21 protein-coding genes are annotated in these 20,474 nt (G+C 72.6%); 14 read left to right on the top strand and 7 right to left on the bottom strand.

Annotated elements, in window-relative coordinates:
* Nucleotides 1-28: 28 nt before the first annotated feature.
* Both ACH4TG_RS22365 and ACH4TG_RS22370 read right to left on the bottom strand, forming a co-directional pair.
* Nucleotides 29-658 (bottom strand): helix-turn-helix domain-containing protein, encoded by a 630-nt coding sequence (locus tag ACH4TG_RS22365; RefSeq protein ID WP_398244174.1) that lies wholly within the window; start codon nt 656-658, stop codon nt 29-31.
* A gap of 125 nt (nt 659-783) precedes the next feature.
* Nucleotides 784-1,254, bottom strand: a complete 471-nt coding sequence (locus ACH4TG_RS22370; RefSeq protein WP_398244331.1) for an Lrp/AsnC family transcriptional regulator — start codon at nt 1,252-1,254, stop codon at nt 784-786.
* A 122-nt stretch (nt 1,255-1,376) separates the two neighbouring features.
* Between ACH4TG_RS22370 and hppD the strand changes: the two genes are divergently transcribed.
* A complete protein-coding gene (hppD, locus tag ACH4TG_RS22375) occupies nt 1,377-2,489 on the top strand; it encodes a 4-hydroxyphenylpyruvate dioxygenase (protein WP_398244176.1) in 1,113 nt (370 codons plus the stop codon).
* A gap of 228 nt (nt 2,490-2,717) precedes the next feature.
* Entirely contained in the window at nt 2,718-4,085 is a 1,368-nt protein-coding gene (locus ACH4TG_RS22380; RefSeq protein WP_398244177.1) for an FAD-binding oxidoreductase, read from the top strand.
* 183 nt (nt 4,086-4,268) lie between these two features.
* Here ACH4TG_RS22380 and ACH4TG_RS22385 read toward each other — a convergent pair whose 3' ends face one another.
* A complete protein-coding gene (locus ACH4TG_RS22385; RefSeq protein ID WP_398244178.1) occupies nt 4,269-4,754 on the bottom strand; it encodes an SsgA family sporulation/cell division regulator in 486 nt (161 codons plus the stop codon).
* Nucleotides 4,755-5,028: 274 nt separating this feature from the next.
* Here ACH4TG_RS22385 and ACH4TG_RS22390 point away from each other — a divergent pair, with 274 nt between their 5' ends.
* The 3 genes from ACH4TG_RS22390 (at nt 5,029) to ACH4TG_RS22400 (ending at nt 7,850) form a co-directional block, all read left to right on the top strand.
* Nucleotides 5,029-6,555, top strand: a complete 1,527-nt coding sequence (locus ACH4TG_RS22390) for an RDD family protein (RefSeq protein ID WP_398244179.1) — start codon at nt 5,029-5,031, stop codon at nt 6,553-6,555.
* Nucleotides 6,556-6,627: 72 nt separating this feature from the next.
* Nucleotides 6,628-7,323 (top strand): RDD family protein, encoded by a 696-nt coding sequence (locus ACH4TG_RS22395; protein ID WP_398244180.1) that lies wholly within the window; start codon nt 6,628-6,630, stop codon nt 7,321-7,323.
* 53 nt (nt 7,324-7,376) lie between these two features.
* Nucleotides 7,377-7,850, top strand: coding sequence for an RDD family protein (locus ACH4TG_RS22400; protein ID WP_398244181.1), 474 nt, complete (start codon nt 7,377-7,379; stop codon nt 7,848-7,850).
* A gap of 14 nt (nt 7,851-7,864) precedes the next feature.
* Here ACH4TG_RS22400 and ACH4TG_RS22405 read toward each other — a convergent pair whose 3' ends face one another.
* A complete protein-coding gene (locus ACH4TG_RS22405; RefSeq protein WP_398244182.1) occupies nt 7,865-8,164 on the bottom strand; it encodes a hypothetical protein in 300 nt (99 codons plus the stop codon).
* 355 nt (nt 8,165-8,519) lie between these two features.
* On the opposite strand from ACH4TG_RS22405, the gene ACH4TG_RS22410 reads away from it, so the two are divergent.
* Nucleotides 8,520-10,934 (top strand): immune inhibitor A domain-containing protein, encoded by a 2,415-nt coding sequence (locus tag ACH4TG_RS22410; RefSeq protein WP_398244184.1) that lies wholly within the window; start codon nt 8,520-8,522, stop codon nt 10,932-10,934.
* 109 nt (nt 10,935-11,043) lie between these two features.
* On the top strand, nt 11,044-11,361 hold the full coding sequence (locus tag ACH4TG_RS22415) for a hypothetical protein (protein ID WP_398244185.1): 318 nt from the start codon (nt 11,044-11,046) through the stop codon (nt 11,359-11,361).
* A 20-nt stretch (nt 11,362-11,381) separates the two neighbouring features.
* On the opposite strand, the gene ACH4TG_RS22420 is transcribed toward ACH4TG_RS22415, so the two are convergent.
* Both ACH4TG_RS22420 and ACH4TG_RS22425 read right to left on the bottom strand, forming a co-directional pair.
* The gene (locus ACH4TG_RS22420) at nt 11,382-11,978 is read right to left on the bottom strand and encodes an isochorismatase family protein (protein ID WP_398244186.1); all 597 of its coding nucleotides are present in this window, start codon (nt 11,976-11,978) and stop codon (nt 11,382-11,384) included.
* Nucleotides 11,979-12,288: 310 nt separating this feature from the next.
* Nucleotides 12,289-13,623, bottom strand: a complete 1,335-nt coding sequence (locus ACH4TG_RS22425) for a nicotinate phosphoribosyltransferase (protein ID WP_398244187.1) — start codon at nt 13,621-13,623, stop codon at nt 12,289-12,291.
* A gap of 99 nt (nt 13,624-13,722) precedes the next feature.
* Between ACH4TG_RS22425 and clpS the strand changes: the two genes are divergently transcribed.
* The 7 genes from clpS to ACH4TG_RS22460 all read left to right on the top strand — a co-directional run bounded on the left by clpS (nt 13,723) and on the right by ACH4TG_RS22460 (nt 19,067).
* Nucleotides 13,723-14,034, top strand: coding sequence for an ATP-dependent Clp protease adapter ClpS (gene clpS / locus ACH4TG_RS22430; protein WP_398244332.1), 312 nt, complete (start codon nt 13,723-13,725; stop codon nt 14,032-14,034).
* Nucleotides 14,034-14,597: a DUF2017 domain-containing protein gene (locus tag ACH4TG_RS22435; RefSeq protein ID WP_398244188.1), complete on the top strand. Its 564-nt coding sequence runs from the start codon at nt 14,034-14,036 to the stop codon at nt 14,595-14,597. The genes clpS and ACH4TG_RS22435 overlap by 1 nt, the downstream gene beginning before the upstream one ends.
* Before the next feature lie 64 nt (nt 14,598-14,661).
* Nucleotides 14,662-16,119 (top strand): amino acid permease, encoded by a 1,458-nt coding sequence (locus tag ACH4TG_RS22440; protein ID WP_398244189.1) that lies wholly within the window; start codon nt 14,662-14,664, stop codon nt 16,117-16,119.
* Between the two features lie 34 nt (nt 16,120-16,153).
* The gene (locus ACH4TG_RS22445; protein WP_398244190.1) at nt 16,154-16,576 is read left to right on the top strand and encodes a Mov34/MPN/PAD-1 family protein; all 423 of its coding nucleotides are present in this window, start codon (nt 16,154-16,156) and stop codon (nt 16,574-16,576) included.
* 255 nt (nt 16,577-16,831) lie between these two features.
* A complete protein-coding gene (locus ACH4TG_RS22450; protein ID WP_398244191.1) occupies nt 16,832-17,110 on the top strand; it encodes a MoaD/ThiS family protein in 279 nt (92 codons plus the stop codon).
* Nucleotides 17,110-18,060, top strand: coding sequence for a PLP-dependent cysteine synthase family protein (locus ACH4TG_RS22455; RefSeq protein WP_398244192.1), 951 nt, complete (start codon nt 17,110-17,112; stop codon nt 18,058-18,060). The genes ACH4TG_RS22450 and ACH4TG_RS22455 overlap by 1 nt, the downstream gene beginning before the upstream one ends.
* 254 nt (nt 18,061-18,314) lie before the next feature.
* The gene (locus tag ACH4TG_RS22460) at nt 18,315-19,067 is read left to right on the top strand and encodes an MBL fold metallo-hydrolase (protein WP_398244193.1); all 753 of its coding nucleotides are present in this window, start codon (nt 18,315-18,317) and stop codon (nt 19,065-19,067) included.
* A gap of 81 nt (nt 19,068-19,148) precedes the next feature.
* Here ACH4TG_RS22460 and ACH4TG_RS22465 read toward each other — a convergent pair whose 3' ends face one another.
* The gene (locus ACH4TG_RS22465) at nt 19,149-20,417 is read right to left on the bottom strand and encodes a PTS transporter subunit EIIC (protein ID WP_398244195.1); all 1,269 of its coding nucleotides are present in this window, start codon (nt 20,415-20,417) and stop codon (nt 19,149-19,151) included.
* Nucleotides 20,418-20,474: the final 57 nt, after the last annotated feature.

The following is a 20,474-nucleotide window of genomic DNA, read 5'->3' on the forward strand; positions in this document are numbered from 1 at the left end:
GGCGCCGCCGGCCCGGCCGGTGGTGCGGTCAGTCGGTACGGCGCGGGAAGGCGTGGAAGTGGATCCGCACGCGGGCGCTGTCCTCGGTCCCGTCGGGCACCCGGCCGCGGTAGGACTCGATCAGCCGGTGCACCTCCTGGTCGAGTTCTAGGGCGAGTTCGGGCGTCAGGCGGATCGAGTAGTCGCTGAGGTCCCAGGCCTGCTGCCACTGCTCGGGCCAGTCGTGCAGGGTGCCGAGCCAGGTGCCCACCTGCTCGGCGTGGTCGGTGGCCACCGTGTGCAGGAACGTCGTCAGGGCGCCGCGCACCTCGGGGTCCGGGTGCTCCAGGAACTCCTCCAGGCTGTCGAAGCGGCTTCCGCGGTGCACCGCCTTCCACCAGCGCTCGCGGGCGGTGCCGCGGTCCGGGTCGTCGACGACGAAGCCGTACGCGGCGAGCTGCCGCAGGTGGTAGCTGGTGGCGCCGCTGGATTCGCCGATCCGGGCGGCGAGGCCCGACGCGGTGGCCGGGCCGTCCTCGCGGAGCATCGCCAGCAGCCGCATGCGCAGCGGATGGGCCAGGCCGCGCAGCGAGCGCGGGTCCAGCGGCGCGATGTCGTCGCTGTCGTGAGGGGAGGAGGCGGCCGGGCCGGCCTCGGGAGTCTGCGGAGTCTCGGACACGACGCCAGCGTACGAAGATGCAAAGAGTCTTTGCAAGGGTTCTTTGCAAAGAATCTTTGCACCATGGTCAGGGGTCGGCCCGGCAGGCCGGGCGGGGGAGGCCCCGCCGGGCCGGGTCCCGCCCGCTACTCGTCGTGCGCGGCCTGCTCCACCAGCGGGATGATCCGCAGCGGCACCGGGTTCTCCATCACGATCGCGGTGGACGCCCGCACGATCCCCTCGAAGCCGACCACCCGGTCGATCACCCGCTGCAGGTCGGCGTTGGACCGCGCGACCAGCCGGCAGAGCATGTCGCCCTCGCCGGTCGTGGTGTGGAGTTCCAGCACCTCCGGCACGTCCGCCAGGTGCGCCCGCACGTCCGGGCCCTGCCCCTGGCGGATCTCCAGGGTGGCGAAGGCGGTCACCGGATAGCCGAGCGCCGCCGGGTCCACCTGCGGCCCGAAGCCGCGGATCACGCCGCCGGACCGGAGCCGGTCGAGCCGCGCCTGGACCGTGCCGCGGGCCACCCCGAGCCGCCGGGACGCCTCCAGCACGCCTATCCGCGGCTCCTCGGCCAGCAGGGTGATCAGCCTGCCGTCCAGCGCGTCGATCCCCATGCCGCGGCCTCCTGTGGTCATACTGCACAGATTGTCCCGACGATCCTGGCTGCGACTGGGCAAGGTGTCCAGCGAAAACACGAACTATTGCGCACTCTGAGGCACGGGGAGACGCTTTTCCCATGACTGAGAAGGATGCATTCCCGGTAAAGGGCATGGACGCCGTCGTGTTCGCGGTGGGCAACGCGAAGCAGGCGGCGCACTACTACTCGACGGCGTTCGGCATGCGCCGCGTGGCGTACTCCGGACCGGAGAACGGCAGCCGTGAGACCGCCTCCTACGTCCTGGAGTCGGGCGGCGCCCGCTTCGTCTTCACCTCCGTCATCAAGCCCGACACCGACCGCGGCCGGTTCCTCGCCGAGCACGTGGCCGAGCACGGCGACGGCGTGGTCGACCTGGCGATCGAGGTGCCGGACGCCCGGGCGGCGTATGCCTACGCCATCGAGCACGGCGCCACCGGCCTCGAGGAGCCGCACGAACTCAAGGACGACAACGGCACGGTGGTGCTCGCCGCCATCGCCACCTACGGCCAGACCCGGCACACCCTCGTCGACCGGTCCGGCTACGACGGGCCGTACCTGCCGGGCTACGTGGCCGCGGCACCGCTGGCCGAGCCCCCGCAGCACCGCTTCTTCCAGGCCGTCGACCACTGCGTCGGCAACGTCGAACTCGGCCGGATGAACGAGTGGGTGGAGTTCTACAACCGCGTCATGGGCTTCACCAACATGAAGGAGTTCGTGGGCGACGACATCGCCACCGAGTACTCCGCGCTGATGTCCAAGGTCGTCGCGGACGGCAGCCGCAAAGTCAAGTTCCCGCTCAACGAGCCCGCGATGGGCAAGAAGAAGTCGCAGATCGACGAGTACCTGGAGTTCTACGGCGGCCCCGGCGTCCAGCACATCGCACTGGCCACCAACGACATCGTCGCCTCGGTCCGCGCGATGCGCGCCGCGGGCGTGGAGTTCCTGGACACCCCCGACTCGTACTACGACACCCTCGGCGAGTGGGTCGGCGACACCCGCGTGCCGGTGGACACGCTGCGCGAGCTGAAGATCCTGGCCGACCGCGACGAGGACGGCTACCTGCTGCAGATCTTCACCAAGCCGGTGCAGGACCGGCCGACGGTGTTCTTCGAGATGATCGAGCGGCACGGCTCCATGGGCTTCGGCAAGGGCAACTTCAAGGCCCTGTTCGAGGCGATCGAACGCGAGCAGGAGCGCCGCGGCAACCTCTGACCGGAGGACCGGAGGACCGGAGGACCGGAGGACCGGAGGACCGGAGGACCGGAGGACCGGAGGACCGGAGGACCGGAGGACCGGAGGACCGGGGCTCCGCGCGGAGCGCCGGGCGCACCGCATCGGGCCGGGACCGCGCAGGGGGGCGGTCCCGGTCCGCCCGCGTCCGGACGCCGGAGGGGGAGGGACGATCTTCCGCGCGGCCGCCCGCGGTGACAGGGTGAGAGCATGCGCGAACTGATCGCACGGCTGCACGAGGGCGTGCCGGCGTCCGCCGTGCTGACGGACCCGGACGTCACCGCCGCCTACGCCCGCGACCAGGCGGCGTTCTCCGACGCCGGCGCGCCCGCCGTCGTGGTGCTGCCGCGCACGGTCGAGGAGGTGCAGCACGTGCTGCGCACCGCCACCGCACTGCGCGTGCCGGTGGTGCCGCAGGGCGCCAGGACCGGGCTCTCCGGCGGGGCCAACGCCGTCGACGGCTGCATCGTGCTGTCGACGGCCCGGATGGACCGCATCGTGGAGATCGACCCGGTCGAGCGGATCGCGGTCGTCGAGGCCGGCGTCGTCAACGCGGCGCTCTCCCGCGCCGCCGCCGGGCACGGCCTGTCCTACCCGCCGGACCCCTCCAGCTGGGAGGAGTGCACCATCGGCGGCAACATCGGCACCGGGGCCGGCGGCCTGTGCTGCGTGAAGTACGGCGTCACCGCGGAGTACGTGCTCGGGCTGGACGTGGTGCTCGCGGACGGGCGGCTGCTGCGCACCGGGCGGCGCACCGCCAAGGGCGTGGCCGGCTACGACCTGACGCGGCTGTTCGTCGGCTCCGAGGGCACCCTGGGGATCGTGGTCAGGGCGGTGGTCGCGCTGCGCCCGTCGCCGCCCCCGCAGCTCGCGATGGTGGCCGAGTTCCCGTCCGCGGCGGCGGCCGCCGCCGCGGTCTGCGCGATCATGGAGCGCGGCCACGCCCCGTCGCTGCTGGAGTTGATGGACCGAACGTCGGTGCGCGCCGTCAACGACCTGGCGCGGATGGGCCTGCCGGACTCCACCGAGGCGCTGCTGCTGGCCGCGTTCGACACTCCCGACCCGGCCGCCGACCTGGCCGCCGTCGGCGACCTGTGCACGGCCGCGGGCGCCACCGCGGTGGTGCCCGCCGAGGACGCTGCGGAGTCCGAACTCCTGCTCCAGGCGCGGCGGTTGTCACTGCCCGCGCTGGAGCGGCTGGCGCCCTCGCTGATGATCGACGACGTGTGCGTGCCGCGCGGCCGGCTCGGCGACATGCTCGACGGGGTCGCCGCGATCGCCGGGAAGTACGCGCTGACCATCGGGGTCTGCGCGCACGCCGGCGACGGCAACACCCACCCCGTGGTGTGCTTCGACCCGCAGGACGCCGACCAGACCCGGCGCGCCCGCGACGCCTTCGACGCGATCATGGCGCTGGGTCTGGAACTCGGCGGCACCATCACCGGCGAGCACGGCGTCGGCCTGCTGAAGCGGGACTGGCTGGCGCGCGAGCTGGGCGAGACCGGCGTCGAGGTGCAGCGCGGTATCAAGGCGGTGCTGGACCCGCTGGGGCTGCTCAACCCCGGCAAGCTCTTCTGACCGCCCGGCCCGCGACCGATCGGCCTGCGACCGCCCGGCCCGCGACCGCCCGGCGCCCGGCCCGCGGGCGCGCCATGTCCCGGCGCGCCACGGCCCCGCGCGCAACCGCCGCGCGCGCGGCCGTCCGGCGCGCGGTCCCGCCGCGCGCTCTCGTTCCGCGCTCGCCCGGCCCGGCGGCACCCGCTACGCACTCGCGTCGGGGGTGTCGTCCGTCCCGCCCGTGCTCCACGGGTCGCGCAGCCACAACTCGTCGCCGGCGGTGGGCGCGAGCAGCCGGCTGAGCCCGTCGTCCATGCCCAGCTGCTCGTGCTCGGTGCCGGGCGCGACGACCCGCAGCGTGCGCTCCAGCCAGGCGGCGACCGGCGACGACGGCGCCTCCAGCAGCGCGTCGCCGTCCGGCGAGCTGAGCGCCAGGCAGATCACGCTGCGGCCGTTGACCTTGGTCGGCCAGATCCGCACGTCGCCGTGCCCGCACGGCCGGAACACCCCCTCCACGATCAGCTCGCGGGCGAACGTCCAGTTCACCGGCGCGTCCGAGCCCACATGGAAGGTGATGTGCACGGCATAGGGGTCGTGCGCGCGGTAGGCGAGCAGGGCCGGCACCGGAATACTGCGCTCCGGTGACAGCACGAGCTGCATTTCGAGTTCGCGTTCCACCACGGTCTGCATCTGTCGACGTCCTTTCCCTCGGCGCGGTGGCCCCGGGCCGGTCGGCCCGCGGGGCCTTGCACCTGGAAGAGAGCGCGTGCCTCTCCAACCATTACGCGGGTTGACTCGATTCGCTTCAAATTTCCCGAACCTTGGGCAACGGGAGGCCCGTGAGGGTAAGGACGTGTCGATGCGTCAACGACAGCGGTGTGCGGCACGGCGGGCCCGACGCGTCCGCCGTTCTGGTAGATGTGGACGCACACCCCCGGCCGAGCAGATACGGAACCCGTGAACCATGAGCGCACCACCATCTGGCTCCTCCGGTTCTTCACCGTCGCCGTCCTCCCCGTCCGCGGCGCCGGGGTACTACCCCGACCCGTCGATCCCGAACTACATCCGCTACTGGAACGGCTCCGCCTGGGTCCCCGGTACCAGCCGCCCCGCACCGGTCGACTCGACCCCGGAGAACCCCACCGGCGGCGCACCCGCACCCGCGCCTGCGCCCGCACCCGCTCCCGCCACGGCCTGGCCCGCTGCGGAGGGGTCCGCCGCGCAGGGCTCCGACCCGGGCCCGGCCGGCCGGCCGGCCCAGGAGCGGCCCGGCGGGCGCGCGATCGACGAGTCGGGGCCGATGTTCCTTGACGAGGACCCGGCGGCGCCCCGCGCCGACACCGGCCCGGCCGGGGTGCCGGCGCAGGGGGGCGCGCCGCAGGGCGGCGCCGCCCAGGGGCCAGCGGGCCACGGCCTGCCCGGGCACGCGGTTCCGGGCCAGGGTGTTCCGGGCCAGGGCGGAGCCGGTCCCGGGGGCCCCGGTCAGGGCGGCGCCGCGCAGGATCCGCGCTCCGGGGCCGGGCAGGATCCCCGCTCCGGCACGGGGCAGGACGCCGGGCCCGCGTGGCCGTCGATGCAGCGGCCCGGGCAGCAGCTGCCCCGGATCTCGTGGGGCGCCGAGCAGGGGCGGCCCGGCGCCCAGCCGCCGCAGGCGTCGCCCGGCGTGCAGGCCGTGCCCGGCCAGCCGGGCGCACCGGCCGCCGAGTCCCGCCCCACCGCGCCCGCGGGTCCCGCCCCGTCCGCAGGACCCGGCGCGCCGTCCGCACCCGCGGGACCCGCAGGGCCGGCCGCTCCCCAGGCGCCGCTGCCCGGGCACCCGGCCCAGCCCGTCGCCCCCGGACCGCAGCCCGTCCCGCAGGGCGGGCCCGGGCCCGCGGCCCAGCCGTCGCCCGCCGGGCAGCCCGCTCCCGCCCAGCCGGCGGCGCCGTGGGCCGCGCAGGTGCACGACCTGGCGCAGCCGCCGTGGCGTCCGGTGCCGAGCGACCCGTTCGGCGTCTCCCAGGGCCACGACCGTCCCGGCGGCCTGATGCGCCGGTTCGCCGCCCGGGTGATCGACGGCGTGCTGCTGGCCGCCGTCACCGGCGCGGCCGCGTTCCCGCTGGGCACCTCCGCCTACCACCACGCCAAGGACAAGGTGGACCAGGCGAAGCTGACCGGAGAGACCGTCAAGGTGTGGCTGCTGGACGGGACGACCGGGACGGACCTGGCCGCCGTGGTCGGCGTCCTGCTGGTCGCCGGGCTGCTGCTGGAAGTGCTGCCGACCGCCAAGTGGGGCCGTACGCTGGGCAAGAAGCTGGTGGGCCTGCAGGTGCTGGACATCGAGGGCCAGTTGCCGCCCGGGTTCGGGGCGAGCCTGCGCCGCTGGCTGACCCACACGCTGCTCGACGTGACGGTCGTCGGCCTGCTGGGCAGCGCCTGGGGCCTGTTCGACCGGCCGTGGAAGCAGGGCCTGCACGACAAGGCGGCCGGGACGTTCGTCGCCGAGGGGTGACGGGCTCCGGCCCGTTACCCCGAACGGGCCTCGCGGCGGGCGGGCCCCGCACAGCCGGGTTTGACTCGGGACATGAGCACCGACCAGCCGCCGCCCAGCGAACCGCCCGGCCAGGGGGGCAACCCGCCGCCCGGCCAGGGTCCGAACCAGCCGCCGCCGGGCAACCCGTACTCGGGCGGCCCCTACGGCGCACCGCCGCCGAGCGGCGGCGAGGGCCCCTACGGCGGCGGCGGTCCGTACGGCGGCGGCGGTCAGGGCGGTCCCCCCGGGGGCGGCGGCCCCTACGGCCAGAACCCTTACGAGGGCGGGCATCCCGGCCAGGACCCGCTGGCCGGGATGCCCCCGCTGGCCCCGGGCGGCAAGCGGGTGCTCGCCCGGATCATCGACATCATCATCGTGCTGATCCCGTCGTTCCTGCTGGACTGGGCCGCGGTCGGCCTGCAGAGCAACGACTTCACCACCGGGCGGTCGGCGGTCGGCGGCGTGTTCACCGCCGGGCTCGGCTTCCTGTACGAGTTCTTCATGACCAGGTCCAACGGCCAGACCATCGGCAAGCGGATGATGGGCCTGCGGGCGGCGACGCTGGCCGACGGCAGCGTGCCGGACTCGCAGTCGTCCGCGGTGCGCGCCGCCATCCTGTGGCTGCCGGCGTTCTGCTGCAGCTGCCTGTGGTTCGTGATCATCGGGATCACGGTGCTCTTCGACCGGCCCTACAAGCAGGGCCTGCAGGACAAGGCGGCGAAGACGGTGGTGGTCGAGGCCACCTGACGGGCCGGCGGCCCTCTGTACCGTCACCCGGTCGGCTGATTTACTCATCAGCCATGACCGCTGACCGACCGTCGGGTATGGCCCCGCTGGCCACGCCCTCGCAGCGCTTCCTGGCCCGGGTGATCGACACCGGGGTGCTGCTGGTGCTCGACGTCCTCGTGTCCGCGGTGCTCCTCGGCGGCGACGTCCGGCACCCCGGCGACGTCCCGTACGGCAGGCAGGTCCTGGTCGGCATGCTGATGTTCGTCCTGTACTTCGCGTACGAGGGCGCCATGACGGCCGCCCGCGGGCAGACGCTGGGCAAGATGGCGATGCGGATCCGCGCGGCGCGGCTGTCCGACGGGGCGGTGCCGGGACCCGCGGGGTGGACCCGGGCCGCGGTGTACGCGCTGCCCGGGGTCCTGTCCGTGATCCTGGTCGGCCCGCTGTTCTGGCTGCTGAACTCCCTGTGGTGCCTGTGGGACCAGCCGTTCCGGCAGTGCCTGCACGACAAGGCGGCCGGCACCGTGGTCGTGGCCGCCCTCTAGGCCCGGCGGGCGTCTCAGCGCCGCAGCGAGTGCTCGCTCACCCGGGGTTCCGCGGTGGCGGCCACCCGGGCGCGGGGCACCGGGACCCGGGCCGGCCGCGGCGCGCGGTCCGGACTCGCGGCGGGCGCGGCGGCAGGGCGGTGGCCGCGCGGGGCCAGCGCCACGGCCACGAGCAGTCCGGCCAGCAGCCCGGACGCGGCCAGGCCGGCGACGGCGGCCCCGGAACGGGCGTCGGTGGCCAGCAGCAGCACCACCGTGGTCAGGACGACGGTCAGGGAACCGCAGGCGACCTGCGCGGTCGTGGGTCGGGGCATGAGGGAATCCGTCCTCGGGGGTACGCCGGTGCGGGGGATCACCGGCGGGCACTGACGGGTACGCACGGACTGACGGGCTCTCAGAGCTCGACTCTACGGTTCGGCATGCCCCGGCCCGGCACCGGGTAAGCAGGCGCCCCTCCCCGGTGCGGTGCACAAGGGGGGCGCACGGGGTCGCACACCTGACCGGTAGCCCGACGGCACGTGCACGCGCGGGAGTTGGCGCTGTCCGCTGAGCGAGATCCCCCGCTCCGGAAACCGGCAAACCTACGGCGCAGTCATGCTCAAGTCAAGATCTGTCTTTTCCGCCGTCACTCCGATGCAATGGCCTTTCCCAAGGGGAGGTCAAGGAATCTTGAAGACTCAGCGGAGGATCACCCAACCCGCCGCCCTGGCCCTCGCGATAGCCGTGCTCGGCGTGCCCGCGGTCACCGCCGCCGGCGCCCACGCGGCGGTACCGGACCAGGCCGGATCCGCCGGAAGCGCGGCGGCCTCGCACGATCCCGCGGCAAGCGAACCGCACGATCTGCCGGGCCCGTTCAGCAAGCAGCAGGCGGCCGAGCGCAGCGCGGCGCTGCAGCAGGTCGTCTCCGGCGAGGCGAGCGTCCAGCAGCGCGACGGTTCCAAGGTCGTCCAACTCGGCGGCGGCAAGGGCAAGAAGAGCAAGTACGTCGAACTGGGGCGGGAGAAGACCGACAAGATCTTCACGATCCTCGTGGAGTTCGGCGACACGGTCGACTCGACCACGCAGTACGACCCGGACGGCCCGGACGGCCCGAAGCCGCCGGTGACCAAGTACGGCGGCACGCCCGGCCCGGCGCACAACACCATCGCCGAGCCCGACCGGGCGAACGACAACTCCACCGCCTGGCAGGCCGATTACAACCAGCAGCACTTTAAGGACCTGTACTTCTCGCACGCCTCGGGCAAGGAGTCCCTGGCGAAGTACTACGAGAAGCAGTCCTCGGGCCGCTACTCGGTGGACGGCGAGGTCTCCGCCTGGGTCAAGGTGCCGGCCAACGAGGCCCGTTACGGCTCGAACTACTGCGGCTCCACGATCTGCTCCAACGCCTGGGACCTGATCCGCGACGCGACGAACGCGTACGTCGCCGACCAGAAGGCCCAGGGCCGCACCACCGCGCAGATCAAGGCGGACCTGGCGCAGTACGACCAGTGGGACCGCTACGACTACGACGGCGACGGCAACTTCAACGAGCCCGACGGCTACATCGACCACTTCCAGATCGTGCACGCCGGCGAGGACGAGTCCGCGGGCGGCGGCGCCCAGGCGACCGACGCGCTGTGGGCGCACCGCTGGTACGCCTACGGCACCGACGCGGGCAAGACCGGTCCGGCGGACAACAAGGTCGGCGGCACCCAGATCGGCGACACCGGCATCTGGGTCGGCGACTACACCCTCCAGCCGGAGAACGGCGGACTGGGCGTCTTCGCCCACGAGTACGGCCACGACCTCGGCCTGCCGGACGAGTACGACACCACCTACGCCGGTGAGTCGAGCGTCGCGTTCTGGTCGCTGATGTCGTCCGGTTCGTGGATGGGCACCGGCCAGAACGCCATCGGTGACCTCCCCGACGACATGAGCGCCTGGGACAAGCTGCAGCTGGGCTGGCTCAACTACGGGACCGCCAAGGCCGCGTCGCCGTCCACGACGAGGCTGGGAGTCGCGGAGTACAACACCAAGGACAAGCAGGCGCTGGTCGTCCAGCTGCCCGACAAGGCGGTCACCACCGCCATCACGCCGCCGGCCGAGGGCGCGGCGCAGTGGTGGAGCGGCATGGGCGACAACCTGTCCAACACGCTGACCCGCTCGGTCGACCTCACCGGTGCCGGCACCGCGTCCCTGAACCTCAAGGGCTGGTGGGACATCGAGGAGAACTACGACTACCTCTACACCGAGGTGTCCGCCGACGGCGGCGCCACCTGGACCGCGCTGGACGGCACCGCCAACGGCAAGTCCCTGCCGCGCGACGGCGGTGACGCGCCCGCGCTGACCGGCACCTCCGGTGCGTACGAGGACCTGGCGTTCCCGCTGGACGCCTACGCCGGCAAGCAGATCCAGCTGCGCTTCCGCTACCTCACCGACGGCGGCGTGGCGCAGAAGGGCTTCGCGGCCGACGCGATCACCGTGACCGCCGACGGCGCCACCGTGGTCAGCGACGGCGCGGAGAACGGCGACAACGGCTGGACCGCCAAGGGCTTCTCGCGGATCGGCGGGTCGTTCTCCAACGACTACCCGCAGTACTACATCGCCGAGAACCGGCAGTACGTGTCGTACGACAGCACGCTGCGCACCGGCCCGTACAACTTCGGCTTCACCGGCACCCGGCCGGACTGGGTCGAGCACTTCCCGTACCAGAACGGCCTGCTGATCTGGCTGTGGGACACCTCGCAGCCGGACAACAACGTCGGCATCCACCCCGGCTCCGGCCAGATCCTGCCGGTCGACGCGCACGCCACGCCCGAGAAGTGGGCGGACGGCTCGATCATGCGCAACCGGATCCAGGCGTACGACTCGCCGTTCAGCCGGTACGCGACCGACGGCTTCACGCTGCACGCCAACGGCGTCGCGGCGAAGGTCCCGGCCAAGCCCGGCGTGCCGGTCTTCGACGACCACCAGGGCACCTACTGGTACAGCAGCAACCCGACCGGCGGCGTCAAGGTGCCGGACACCAACACCAGGATCACCATCCTGAGCGAGGCCAAGGACGGCTCCACGATGACCGTGCAGGTCGCACCGAGCCGCCGCTGACCTCATCCGGTCATGTGCAGGACAGGTTACATACGGTTTGACCTGCGTTGATCCGGCGTTCGGCCGTCGTCCTCTGGTGGGCGGCGGCCGAACGGCCTTAGATGTGTCCATGGCCGTCGGTGGTTTCACCAAGCTCCCGAGCGGCACGGTGATCGTCGCCCTCGCGCTGCCGCAGCCGGGCTGCCCCGACCACACCGTGCGCGTGGTGGTGCACGCCCTGAGCCGGCAGCGGGCGCTGACCCGGCTGAGCAACCTGGGCTTCCGCGGCGCCCGGATGAGCGGCAACGCGGAGCCGCCCACCCCGGACGAGATCACCGCCGTGCTGCACCATCCGGACGGTCTGATCTGGCGCGACTACCGTGCGCGCACGGCCGACCCCTGGCACCCCATCTCCGCGCTGAGCCGGGTGGCCGGGCCCATCCCGTAGCGGGCCGGGCCGCCGTGCGGTCAGCCGTGGACGACCGGCGTGCCGGTCAGCGCGACGCCCGCGGCCCGCAGGTCGGCGAGCGCCTGCTCGGTGGAGGCGGCGGCGACGCCCGCGGTGAGGTCCAGCAGCACCCGGGTCGCGAAGCCCTCGCGGGCCGCGTCCAGGGCGGTGGCCCGCACGCAGTGGTCGGTGGCGATGCCCACCACGTCGACCTCGGTGACGTCGTGGCCGCGCAGCCAGGCGGCGAGCGACCCGCCGTTCTCGTCCCGGCCCTCGAAGCCGCTGTAGGCGGCCGCGTGGGCGCCCTTGTCGAACACCGCCTCGATCGCCCCCGAGGCGACCGCGGGCGCGAAGTTCGGGTGGAAGCCCACGCCCTCGGTGCCGGCCACGCAGTGCCGCGGCCAGGACGACGCGAAGTCCGGGTGGTCGGAGAAGTGCGAGCCGGGGTCGATGTGGTGGTCGCGGGTGGCCACCACGTGCCGGTAGGCACCGGCTCCCGAGGCGTCACCGATCAGATCGGTGATCGCGGCGGCCACGTCGGCCCCGCCGGACACGGGCAGGCTGCCGCCCTCGCAGAAGTCGTTCTGCACGTCGACGACGATCAGTGCGCGGTGCATGGTGCCCTTCCGGCGGAAATCGGGACGGGGCGGCGGTCGCGTGACCGCCGGGACCCACTCCTTCGGAGCGTAGGGCGCGGTGGCGGCCGGGGGGAAGCTCTGCCCTTGTGCGGGTTGCCGGGCGATTCACCGTCCCGCGGCGGTGGGTGCCGTCCGGCTCCGGGCCACCCGCCGGTGGGGGGCTTGTCTCCGCCCCGGAGGGGGGGTGCGGTCCGCTCCGGGCCACCCGCCGGTGGGGGCTTGTCGCGCAGTTCCCCGCGCCCCTGAGGGGCGCCCCGGTCCGTTGGGGCGGCCGCGCCCGCGGGTCCTTCTAAAGGGTGAGGTATTCGGTGGGGAGGACGGGTTCGCCGCGGGAGAGCTGGGTGGCGGAGAGGGGGAGGCCGGCGCGGGACTCGATGTGGCGGGTGCGGGCCGCGTCGAGGGGCTCGCGGCCGACGATCTCGCCGCCCTTGACGAGGGGGACCAGCAGCTGCCGCCCGGCGAGGTCGTCCGGCACCGGGCCGCTGCCGATCACCTCGGCCTCGGCGACGCCGTCCTCGTCCAGCCGGCGCGCGGCCCACTTGCGGCCGCCGATGCTGGTCTTGCCGCCCAGCGACTTCTTCGCCACGGGGACCAGCGGCGCGTCCGGCGCGTCCGAGACGCCCCTGGCCACCAGCTTGTAGACCATCGAGCACGTCGGGTGGCCGCTGCCGGTGACCAGCGAGGTGCCCACCCCGTAGGCGTCGACCGGCGCCGCCGCGAGCGAGGCGATCGCGTACTCGTCGAGGTCGGAGGTGACCACGATCCTGGTGTTCTTCGCGCCCAGGTCGTCCAGCTGCTGCCGAACCCGGTGGGCGAGCAGCAGCAGGTCGCCGGAGTCGATGCGGACCGCGCCCAGCTCCGGCCCCGCCACCTCCACGGCGGTGCGCACCGCGGCGGCCACGTCGTAGGTGTCGACCAGCAGCGTGGTGTCCCGGCCCAGGGCCTCCACCTGGGCGGTGAACGCGCCCTTCTCGGTGTCGTGCAGCAGCGTGAAGGCGTGCGCGCTGGTGCCGATGGTGGGCAGCCCGTAGCGGAAGCCGGCCGCCAGGTTCGAGGAGGACCGGAAGCCGCCGACGTAGGCGGCCCGGGAGGCGGCCACCGCGGCCAGCTCGTGGGTGCGGCGGGCGCCCATCTCCATCAGCGGGCGGCCGCCGGCCGCCACCGCCATCCGGGACGCGGCCGCCGCGATCGCCGAGTCGTGATTGAGGATCGACAGCACGACCGTCTCCAGCACCACCGCCTCGGCGAAGGTGCCCTCCACCCGCAGGATCGGGGATCCGGGGAAGTACACCTCGCCCTCCGGGTAGCCCCACACGTCGCCGGTGAAGCGGTATCCGGACAGCCACTCCAGGGTGGCCTCGTCGACGACCTGCTCGCGCTGCAGGAAGTCCAGCACGGGACCGTCGAAGCGGAAGTTCTCGATCGCGTCCAGCACCCGGCCGGTACCGGCCACGACTCCGTAGCGGCGCCCCTCGGGCAGCCGGCGGGTGAAGGCCTCGAAGACCGAGCGGCGGTGCGCGGCGCCGCTGCGCAGGGCGGCCTGCAGCATGGTCAGCTCGTACCGGTCGGTGAACAGGGCGGTGGACGGCACGTCCACCGGCAAAGCCAGGTCTGCTGTGCTCATGGCGACGATGCTACCCCACATCTCGTCAGTCTGACGATTTCTCGGGGCACCCCTGCCGCCAGCAAGGCCATTTGTGTCACGGCCCACATGAGCGGCAGCATGGGTTACGTGAGTGTTGCGCCAGTCGAGATCGAACGCACCGAGTCGAGCGAAGCGCCCTTCCAGGTACCCGAGCCGGACGTTCCGTGGGTGACGCTCGTACACAACGACCCCGTCAACCTGATGAGCTACGTGACGTACGTCTTCCAGACGTACTTCGGCTACTCGAAGGGCAAGGCCACCAAGCTGATGAAGGACGTCCACTACAAGGGCCGGGCCGTGGTCTCCAGCGGCACGCGCGAGGAGATGGAGCGCGACGTGCAGGCGATGCACGGCTACGGCCTCTGGGCGACCATGTCGCAGGACCGCTGATGAGCCGCCGACGCGCCCGCGCCGGTTACTTCGGGCCGGCCTCCGGCGGTGGAGCCGCCATCGCGCTCGACGACGTGGAGATCTCCATCCTGCGCAGCCTGGCCGTCCAGCTGCTGGAACTCATCGGCCCCGGCGACCAGCCGGCCGGCGCCGAGGAGGACCCGCTGGCCCAGCTGTTCGCCGAGGGCCCGACGAAGCCGCCGGAGGACCCGGCGCTCGCCCGGCTGTTCCCCGACGCCTACGAAGAGACCGCAGACGCCTCGGAGTTCCGCCGCTACACCGAGAACGACCTGCGGGCCCGCAAGCGCGAGGACGCCCTGGCGATGATCCGGGTGCTCGACCGCGGCGGCCCGGTCCTGGAGCTCACCGCCGAGGAGGCCCGGCAGTGGCTGGGCGGCCTCAACGACCTGCGGCTGACCCTCGGCACCCGGCTGGAGGTCACCGAGGAGGACAGCGACGAGCTGTACCGCCTGGCCGACAGCGACCCGCGCAAGCCGCTGGTGATGGCCTACCTGTGGCTCGGCGGTCTGCAGGAGTCGCTCGTCGAGACGCTGCTGGGCTGAGCCTTTCCGGTGTCGTTCGGCCGCCGGAGCGGCGGCCGGCCGCCCCGGCGGGTACCCATCGGCCATGACGGACGACGAGGGGTACGCACGGGGGCTGGGCAGCCGGCAGATCCAGATGATCGCCATCGGCGGGGCCATCGGCACCGGCCTGTTCCTCGGCGCCGGCCGCGCCATCCACCAGGCCGGCCCCAGCCTGCTGCTGATGTACGCGATCGCCGGCGTCGCCGTGTTCGCCATCATGCGGGCGCTCGGCGAGCTGCTCACCTACCGCCCGGTGTCCGGCTCCTTCGCCGACTACGCGCGGGAGTTCCTCGGGCCCTTCACCGGCTTCGCCACCGGCTGGACGTACTGGCTGATGTGGGTGGTCACCGGTATGGCCGAGGTCACGGCGGCGGCCACCTACATCGCCTACTGGTGGCCGCAGGTGCCGCAGTGGAGCGCCGCCCTGGTCTTCCTGGTGGTGCTCTTCGCCGCCAACCTGATCTCGGTGCGGCTGTTCGGCGAGGTCGAGTTCTGGCTGTCGATGATCAAGGTCACCGCGATCCTGGGGATGATCCTCATCGGCCTGGGCGTGCTCACCCTGGGCCTGGGCGCCGCCGGCGCCACCGCGTCGGTCGGCCACCTGTGGCACGACGGCGGCTTCTTCCCCAACGGCGTCGGCCGCTCGCTGCTCACCCTGCAGATCGTGATGTTCGCCTACGTCGCCGTCGAACTCGTCGGCGTCACCGCCGGAGAGGCGGAGAACCCCCGCAAGACCCTGCCGCGCGCCATCAACACGCTGCCGTGGCGGATCGCGCTGTTCTACGTCGGCGCGCTCGCCGTCATCCTGTGCATCGTGCCGTGGACCGAATTCCGGCCGGGCGTCAGCCCGTTCGTCGCCGCGTTCGCCCACGTCGGCATCCCGCTCGGCGCCGGCATCGTCAACTTCGTGGTGCTCTCCGCGGCCCTGTCCTCCTGCAACTCCGGCATGTACTCCACCGGCCGGATGCTGCGCGACCTGGCCGTCAACGGGCAGGGCCCGGCCGTCTTCAGCCGGCTGACCGCACGCCGCACCCCGGCGGCCGGCATCCTCGTCTCGGTCGCCGTGATGGGCATCGGGGTGTGGCTCAACTACATCGACCCGGCAGGGGCGTTCACCTACATCACCGCCTTCGCCACGGTCGCCGGCGTGTGGACGTGGGGGGTGATCCTGGCCGCGCACATCCGCTACCGGGCGGCGGTCCGCGCCGGGCGGGCCGCCCCCGCGTGGTTCACCGCACCCGGGGGAGCGGCCGCCAGCTGGTGCACCCTGGCCTTCCTCGCCCTGGTCGTGGTGCTGATCGGCGCCGACTCCGAGGCCCGGATCTCGCTCTACGGCGCCCCGGTGTGGGCGGCGGCGCTGGCCGCGGGCTACGCGGTGCTGCGCCGCCGCAACCCCTCGGCCTTCGTGCGCAGGCCGCACCTGGCGCCCGCCGACCCCGGCGCGGTGCCGGCCGACCCGGACGAGGCGGCAGGGGCCGCGGCGGACGCGCCCGCCCTGTGAGGGCGGGCGGCGGGGGCTTTGTTACGTTGCCCGCATGCTGACCATCACCCAGGACCTGTACGACAAGATCGTCGCGCACGCCCGCGCCGACCACCCCGACGAGGCGTGCGGGATCGTCGCGGGCCCCGCGGGCAGCGACCGCCCCGAGCGCTTCGTGCCGATGCTGAACGCGGCACGCTCGCCCACCTTCTACGAGTTCGACTCCGGCGACCTGCTGCGGCTCTACCGCGACCTGGACGACCGCGACGAGGAGCCGGTGATCGTCTACCACTCGCACACCGCGACCGAGGCGTACCCGTCGCGGACCGACATCTCCTACGCGAACGAGCCGGGCGCCCACTACGTCCTGGTGTCCACCGCGGACGAGTACGGCGACCGGCCGCAGTTCCGCTCGTTCCGCATCGTGGACGGCCAGGTCACCGAAGAACCGGTCGAAGTGGTGGCTTCCGCCGCATGACGTCCCGGATCCTGGGACGGCCGTCTCGGCCCCCCGGCGGGAATCGATACGATGACCGCATGGTTCTGATGGACGTGAGCGACAACGCGCCGGGCTCCCTGCTCGTGGCGCGGCTGCACGTCGACCTGTGCCGCCGCACTGCCGCGGCGTGTCCGCGCGCCTGACCGCACCGCCGCCCCCCGTACAGCGCACCGCCCGCAGTACCCCGCGCACGCCCCTCCCACGTCCTTCTCCCGCACTCACAGGAGCGCAGTCATGGCCATCGAGGTCCGCATCCCGACCATCCTCCGCACCTACACCGACGGCCAGAAGGCCGTGGAGGGCGCCGGGACCACACTCGACGAGCTGTTCACCGACCTCGACAGCCGGCACGCGGGACTGCGCGAGCGCGTGGTGGACGGCGGCGAGCTGCGCCGCTTCGTCAACGTCTACCTGAACGACGAGGACGTCCGCTTCCTCGACGGCATCGCCACCAAGCTCAGCGACGGCGACAGCGTGACGATCCTGCCCGCCGTCGCCGGAGGAGCGCGCTGATGCGCTACGACAGCCCGCTGGCTGCGGTCGGCAACACCCCGCTGGTCCGCCTGCCGCGACTGTCGCCGTCCGCCGAGGTCAGCGTGTGGGCGAAGCTGGAGGACCGCAACCCCACCGGCTCGGTCAAGGACCGCCCGGCCCTGCACATGATCGAGCAGGCCGAGGCCGACGGCGTGCTCACCCCCGGCTGCACCATCCTGGAGCCGACCTCCGGCAATACCGGCATCTCGCTGGCTATGGCCGCCCGGCTCAAGGGCTACCGGATCGTGTGCGTGATGCCGGAGAACACCTCCTCCGAGCGGCGCGAGCTGCTGGCGATGTGGGGCGCGGAGATCATCTCCTCGCCCGCGGCCGGCGGCTCGAACACCGCGGTGCGGGTGGCCAAGGAACTGGCCGCCGAGCACCCCGACTGGGTGATGCTCTACCAGTACGGCAACGCCGCCAACCCGGGCGCGCACTACGCCACCACCGGCCCGGAGATCCTCGCCGACCTGCCCACCATCACCCACTTCGTCGCGGGCCTGGGCACCACCGGCACCCTGATGGGCGTCGGCCGCTACCTGCGGGAGAAGGCACCGGGCGTGGCCGTCGTGGCCGCCGAGCCGCGCTACGACGACGTCGTCTACGGCCTGCGCAACCTCGACGAGGGCTTCGTGCCCGAGCTGTACGACGAGTCGGTGCTCACCACCCGCTTCTCCGTCGGCTCCGAGGACGCGGTCCGCAGGACCCGTGAACTGCTGTCCCAGGAAGGCATCTTCGCGGGTGTCTCGACCGGCGCGGCGCTGCACGCGGCGCTGGGCGTGGCCAACAAGGCGCTGCGCGCGGGCGAGCGCGCGGACGTGGTGTTCATCGTCGCCGACGGCGGCTGGAAGTACCTGTCCACCGGCATCTACACCGCCGAGTCCACCGAGGCGGCGGTGGCCGCACTGCACGGGCAGCTCTGGGCCTAGCCCGGATCCGGCGCGGCCCGGCCGGGTGACGGCCGGGCGTCCCGGATCGCGCCGCGGGGGCCGCGGGGTTTCAATGAGGGCGGGCGCACGTTCAGGCGCCCGCCCGTCCTGGTGATTCCGCCCACAACAGAGCACTGTGGAGGAGCAGCGGCGACAGGAGGCCTTTACCCTTCCAGGACAGGCGGACGGTCCCGCCACCCCCCACCCCAGCCGGAATGGGGTGGTGCGGCGCGCCCACGGAGGTGGTACCCGGCATGAAGCTCACCGTCGTCGGCTGCTCGGGCTCGTTCCCATCCGCGGATTCGGCGTGTTCGAGCTACCTCGTCGAGGCCGAGGGCTTCCGGATGCTGCTCGACATGGGCAACGGCGCGCTGGGTGAACTCCAGCGCCACGTCGGCCTGTACGACCTGGACGCGGTCCTGCTGAGCCATCTGCACGCCGACCACTGCATCGACATGTGCGGCTACTTCGTGGCCCGTTACTACCGGCACGACGGCGGGCCCGCGTCGGCGATCCCCGTCTACGGCCCCGACGGCACCGAGCGGCGGCTCAACATAGCGTACGGAGACGTGCCGGACGAGAAGTGCATGAGCGAGGTCTTCGACTTCCGCACCCTGGAGCCCGGCTCGTTCCGGCTCGGCCCGTTCTCGATCACCACCGACCTGGTGTCCCACCCGGTGGAGGCGTACGGCTTCCGCATCGAGCACGGCGGCAGCGTGCTGGCCTACTCCGGCGACACCGGGCCGTGCCCGGCGCTGCAGGGCCTGGCCGAGGACGCCGACCTGTTCCTGTGCGAGGCGTCCTTCACCGACGGCAAGGAGGACATCCCCGACCTCCACCTCAACGGCCGCGAGGCGGGGCAGGCGGCGACCCGCGCGGGCGCGGCCCGGCTGGTGCTCACCCACATCCCGCCGTGGACCAACCCGTCGGTCAACCTGCGTGACGCGCAGGGCGCGTACGACGGTCCGGTCGAACTGGCCAAGGCGGGCGCGGTCTACGAACTGTGAGGACACGGCGGAGCCCGGGACCGGAAACGGTCCCGGGCTCCGCCGTCGTGCGCCGCCGGGTGGGCGGCGCACCTCCCGCCGCTACTTGGTGAGGTCCTCGATCTCCTCCTCAGGCTCCCTGCCGGGCGTCTTGAGGTTGAACTTCACGATGGCGAACCGGAACACGACGTAGTAGACCGCCGCGAAGCACAGGCCGATCGGGATGATCAGCCATGGCTTGGTCGCGTGGTTCCAGTTGAGGACGTAGTCGATGAAGCCGGCCGAGAAGTTGAAGCCGGCGTGCACGCCCAGGCCCGTGGTGACGGCCATCGACGCGGCGGTCAGCAGCACGTGGACCACGTACAGGATCGGCGCGATGAACATGAACGAGAACTCGATCGGCTCGGTCACGCCGGTCACGAACGAGGTCAGCGCCAGCGAGACCATCATGCCGAGCACGGCCTTGCGGCGCTCGGGGCGCGCGGTGTGGGCCATGGCCAGGGCCGCGGCGGGCAGGCCGAACATCATGATCGGGAAGAAGCCCGACTGGAACATGCCCGCGGTGTGGTCGCCGGCCAGGAAGCGCGGGATGTCGCCGTGCACGACGGTGCCCGCGGCGTTGGTGTAGTCGCCGATCTGGAACCAGGCCACCGCGTTGACGAACTGGTGCATGCCGACCGGGATCAGGGCGCGGTTGACGCCGCCGAAGAGGGCCGCGCCGCCGGAGCCGAGCCCCGTCATCCAGTCGCCGAAGTGCGTGATGCCGTTGCCGATCGGCTCCCACACCAGGCCGAAGAAGACGCCGACGAGCAGACCGACGAACGCCATCAGGATCGGCACCAGGCGGCGGCCGTTGAAGAAGCCGAGCCAGTCGACGAGCTTGGTGCGGTGGAACCGCTGCCAGACCACGGCCGACAGCAGGCCCATGATGATGCCGCCGAGCACGCCCGGGTCGTTGTAGACCGCGGCGACGTCGACACCGTTGTTGGCGGTGGTGTTGATCACCGCGTCGTGCACCGGGAACGCCTGCAGGACCTTGCTGTAGACGAGGAAGCCGACGACCGCGGCGAGCGCGGTGGAACCGTCGGACTTCTTGGCGAAGCCGATCGCCACGCCCAGGCAGAACAGGATCGGCAGCGCGCCGGTCAGGGCGCCGCCGGCGTTGGCGAAGACCGTGGCGACCTTGCCCCAGCCCAGCCCGTCCTTGCCGAAGACGTCGTCGGCGCCGAGCCGGACCATGATGCCCGCGGCGGGCAGGACCGCGATCGGCAGCTGGAGGCTGCGTCCGACCTTCTGCAGTCCCTGGAACAGGCCGGAGCCCCGCTTCCTGGCGGGGGCTGCGGGTGCCGCCGAGGCGGTGGCCGTACTCATGAGATGACTGTCCAATCCGTGGTCTATACCACTCAGTGGTGTAGACCTTTTTAACAC

The sequence above is a fragment of the Streptomyces sp. NPDC020917 genome, assembly GCF_044333795.1.
In the GTDB taxonomy this organism is placed as follows: Bacteria; Actinomycetota; Actinomycetes; order Streptomycetales; family Streptomycetaceae; genus Actinacidiphila.

Bases quoted from the DNA above. Each gene is read 5' to 3' on its own strand.
- ACH4TG_RS22370 (WP_398244331.1), bottom strand. From the start codon at position 1,254: ATGGGGATCGACGCGCTGGACGGCAGGCTGATCACCCTGCTGGCCGAG.
- hppD (WP_398244176.1), top strand. From the start codon at position 1,377: ATGACTGAGAAGGATGCATTCCCGGTAAAGGGCATGGACGCCGTCGTG.
- ACH4TG_RS22380 (WP_398244177.1), top strand. From the start codon at position 2,718: ATGCGCGAACTGATCGCACGGCTGCACGAGGGCGTGCCGGCGTCCGCC.
- ACH4TG_RS22385 (WP_398244178.1), bottom strand. From the start codon at position 4,754: ATGCAGACCGTGGTGGAACGCGAACTCGAAATGCAGCTCGTGCTGTCA.
- ACH4TG_RS22390 (WP_398244179.1), top strand. From the start codon at position 5,029: ATGAGCGCACCACCATCTGGCTCCTCCGGTTCTTCACCGTCGCCGTCC.
- ACH4TG_RS22395 (WP_398244180.1), top strand. From the start codon at position 6,628: ATGAGCACCGACCAGCCGCCGCCCAGCGAACCGCCCGGCCAGGGGGGC.
- ACH4TG_RS22400 (WP_398244181.1), top strand. From the start codon at position 7,377: ATGACCGCTGACCGACCGTCGGGTATGGCCCCGCTGGCCACGCCCTCG.
- ACH4TG_RS22405 (WP_398244182.1), bottom strand. From the start codon at position 8,164: ATGCCCCGACCCACGACCGCGCAGGTCGCCTGCGGTTCCCTGACCGTC.
- ACH4TG_RS22415 (WP_398244185.1), top strand. From the start codon at position 11,044: ATGGCCGTCGGTGGTTTCACCAAGCTCCCGAGCGGCACGGTGATCGTC.
- ACH4TG_RS22420 (WP_398244186.1), bottom strand. From the start codon at position 11,978: ATGCACCGCGCACTGATCGTCGTCGACGTGCAGAACGACTTCTGCGAG.
- ACH4TG_RS22425 (WP_398244187.1), bottom strand. From the start codon at position 13,623: ATGAGCACAGCAGACCTGGCTTTGCCGGTGGACGTGCCGTCCACCGCC.
- clpS (WP_398244332.1), top strand. From the start codon at position 13,723: ATGGGTTACGTGAGTGTTGCGCCAGTCGAGATCGAACGCACCGAGTCG.
- ACH4TG_RS22435 (WP_398244188.1), top strand. From the start codon at position 14,034: ATGAGCCGCCGACGCGCCCGCGCCGGTTACTTCGGGCCGGCCTCCGGC.
- ACH4TG_RS22440 (WP_398244189.1), top strand. From the start codon at position 14,662: ATGACGGACGACGAGGGGTACGCACGGGGGCTGGGCAGCCGGCAGATC.
- ACH4TG_RS22445 (WP_398244190.1), top strand. From the start codon at position 16,154: ATGCTGACCATCACCCAGGACCTGTACGACAAGATCGTCGCGCACGCC.
- ACH4TG_RS22450 (WP_398244191.1), top strand. From the start codon at position 16,832: ATGGCCATCGAGGTCCGCATCCCGACCATCCTCCGCACCTACACCGAC.
- ACH4TG_RS22455 (WP_398244192.1), top strand. From the start codon at position 17,110: ATGCGCTACGACAGCCCGCTGGCTGCGGTCGGCAACACCCCGCTGGTC.
- ACH4TG_RS22460 (WP_398244193.1), top strand. From the start codon at position 18,315: ATGAAGCTCACCGTCGTCGGCTGCTCGGGCTCGTTCCCATCCGCGGAT.
- ACH4TG_RS22465 (WP_398244195.1), bottom strand. From the start codon at position 20,417: ATGAGTACGGCCACCGCCTCGGCGGCACCCGCAGCCCCCGCCAGGAAG.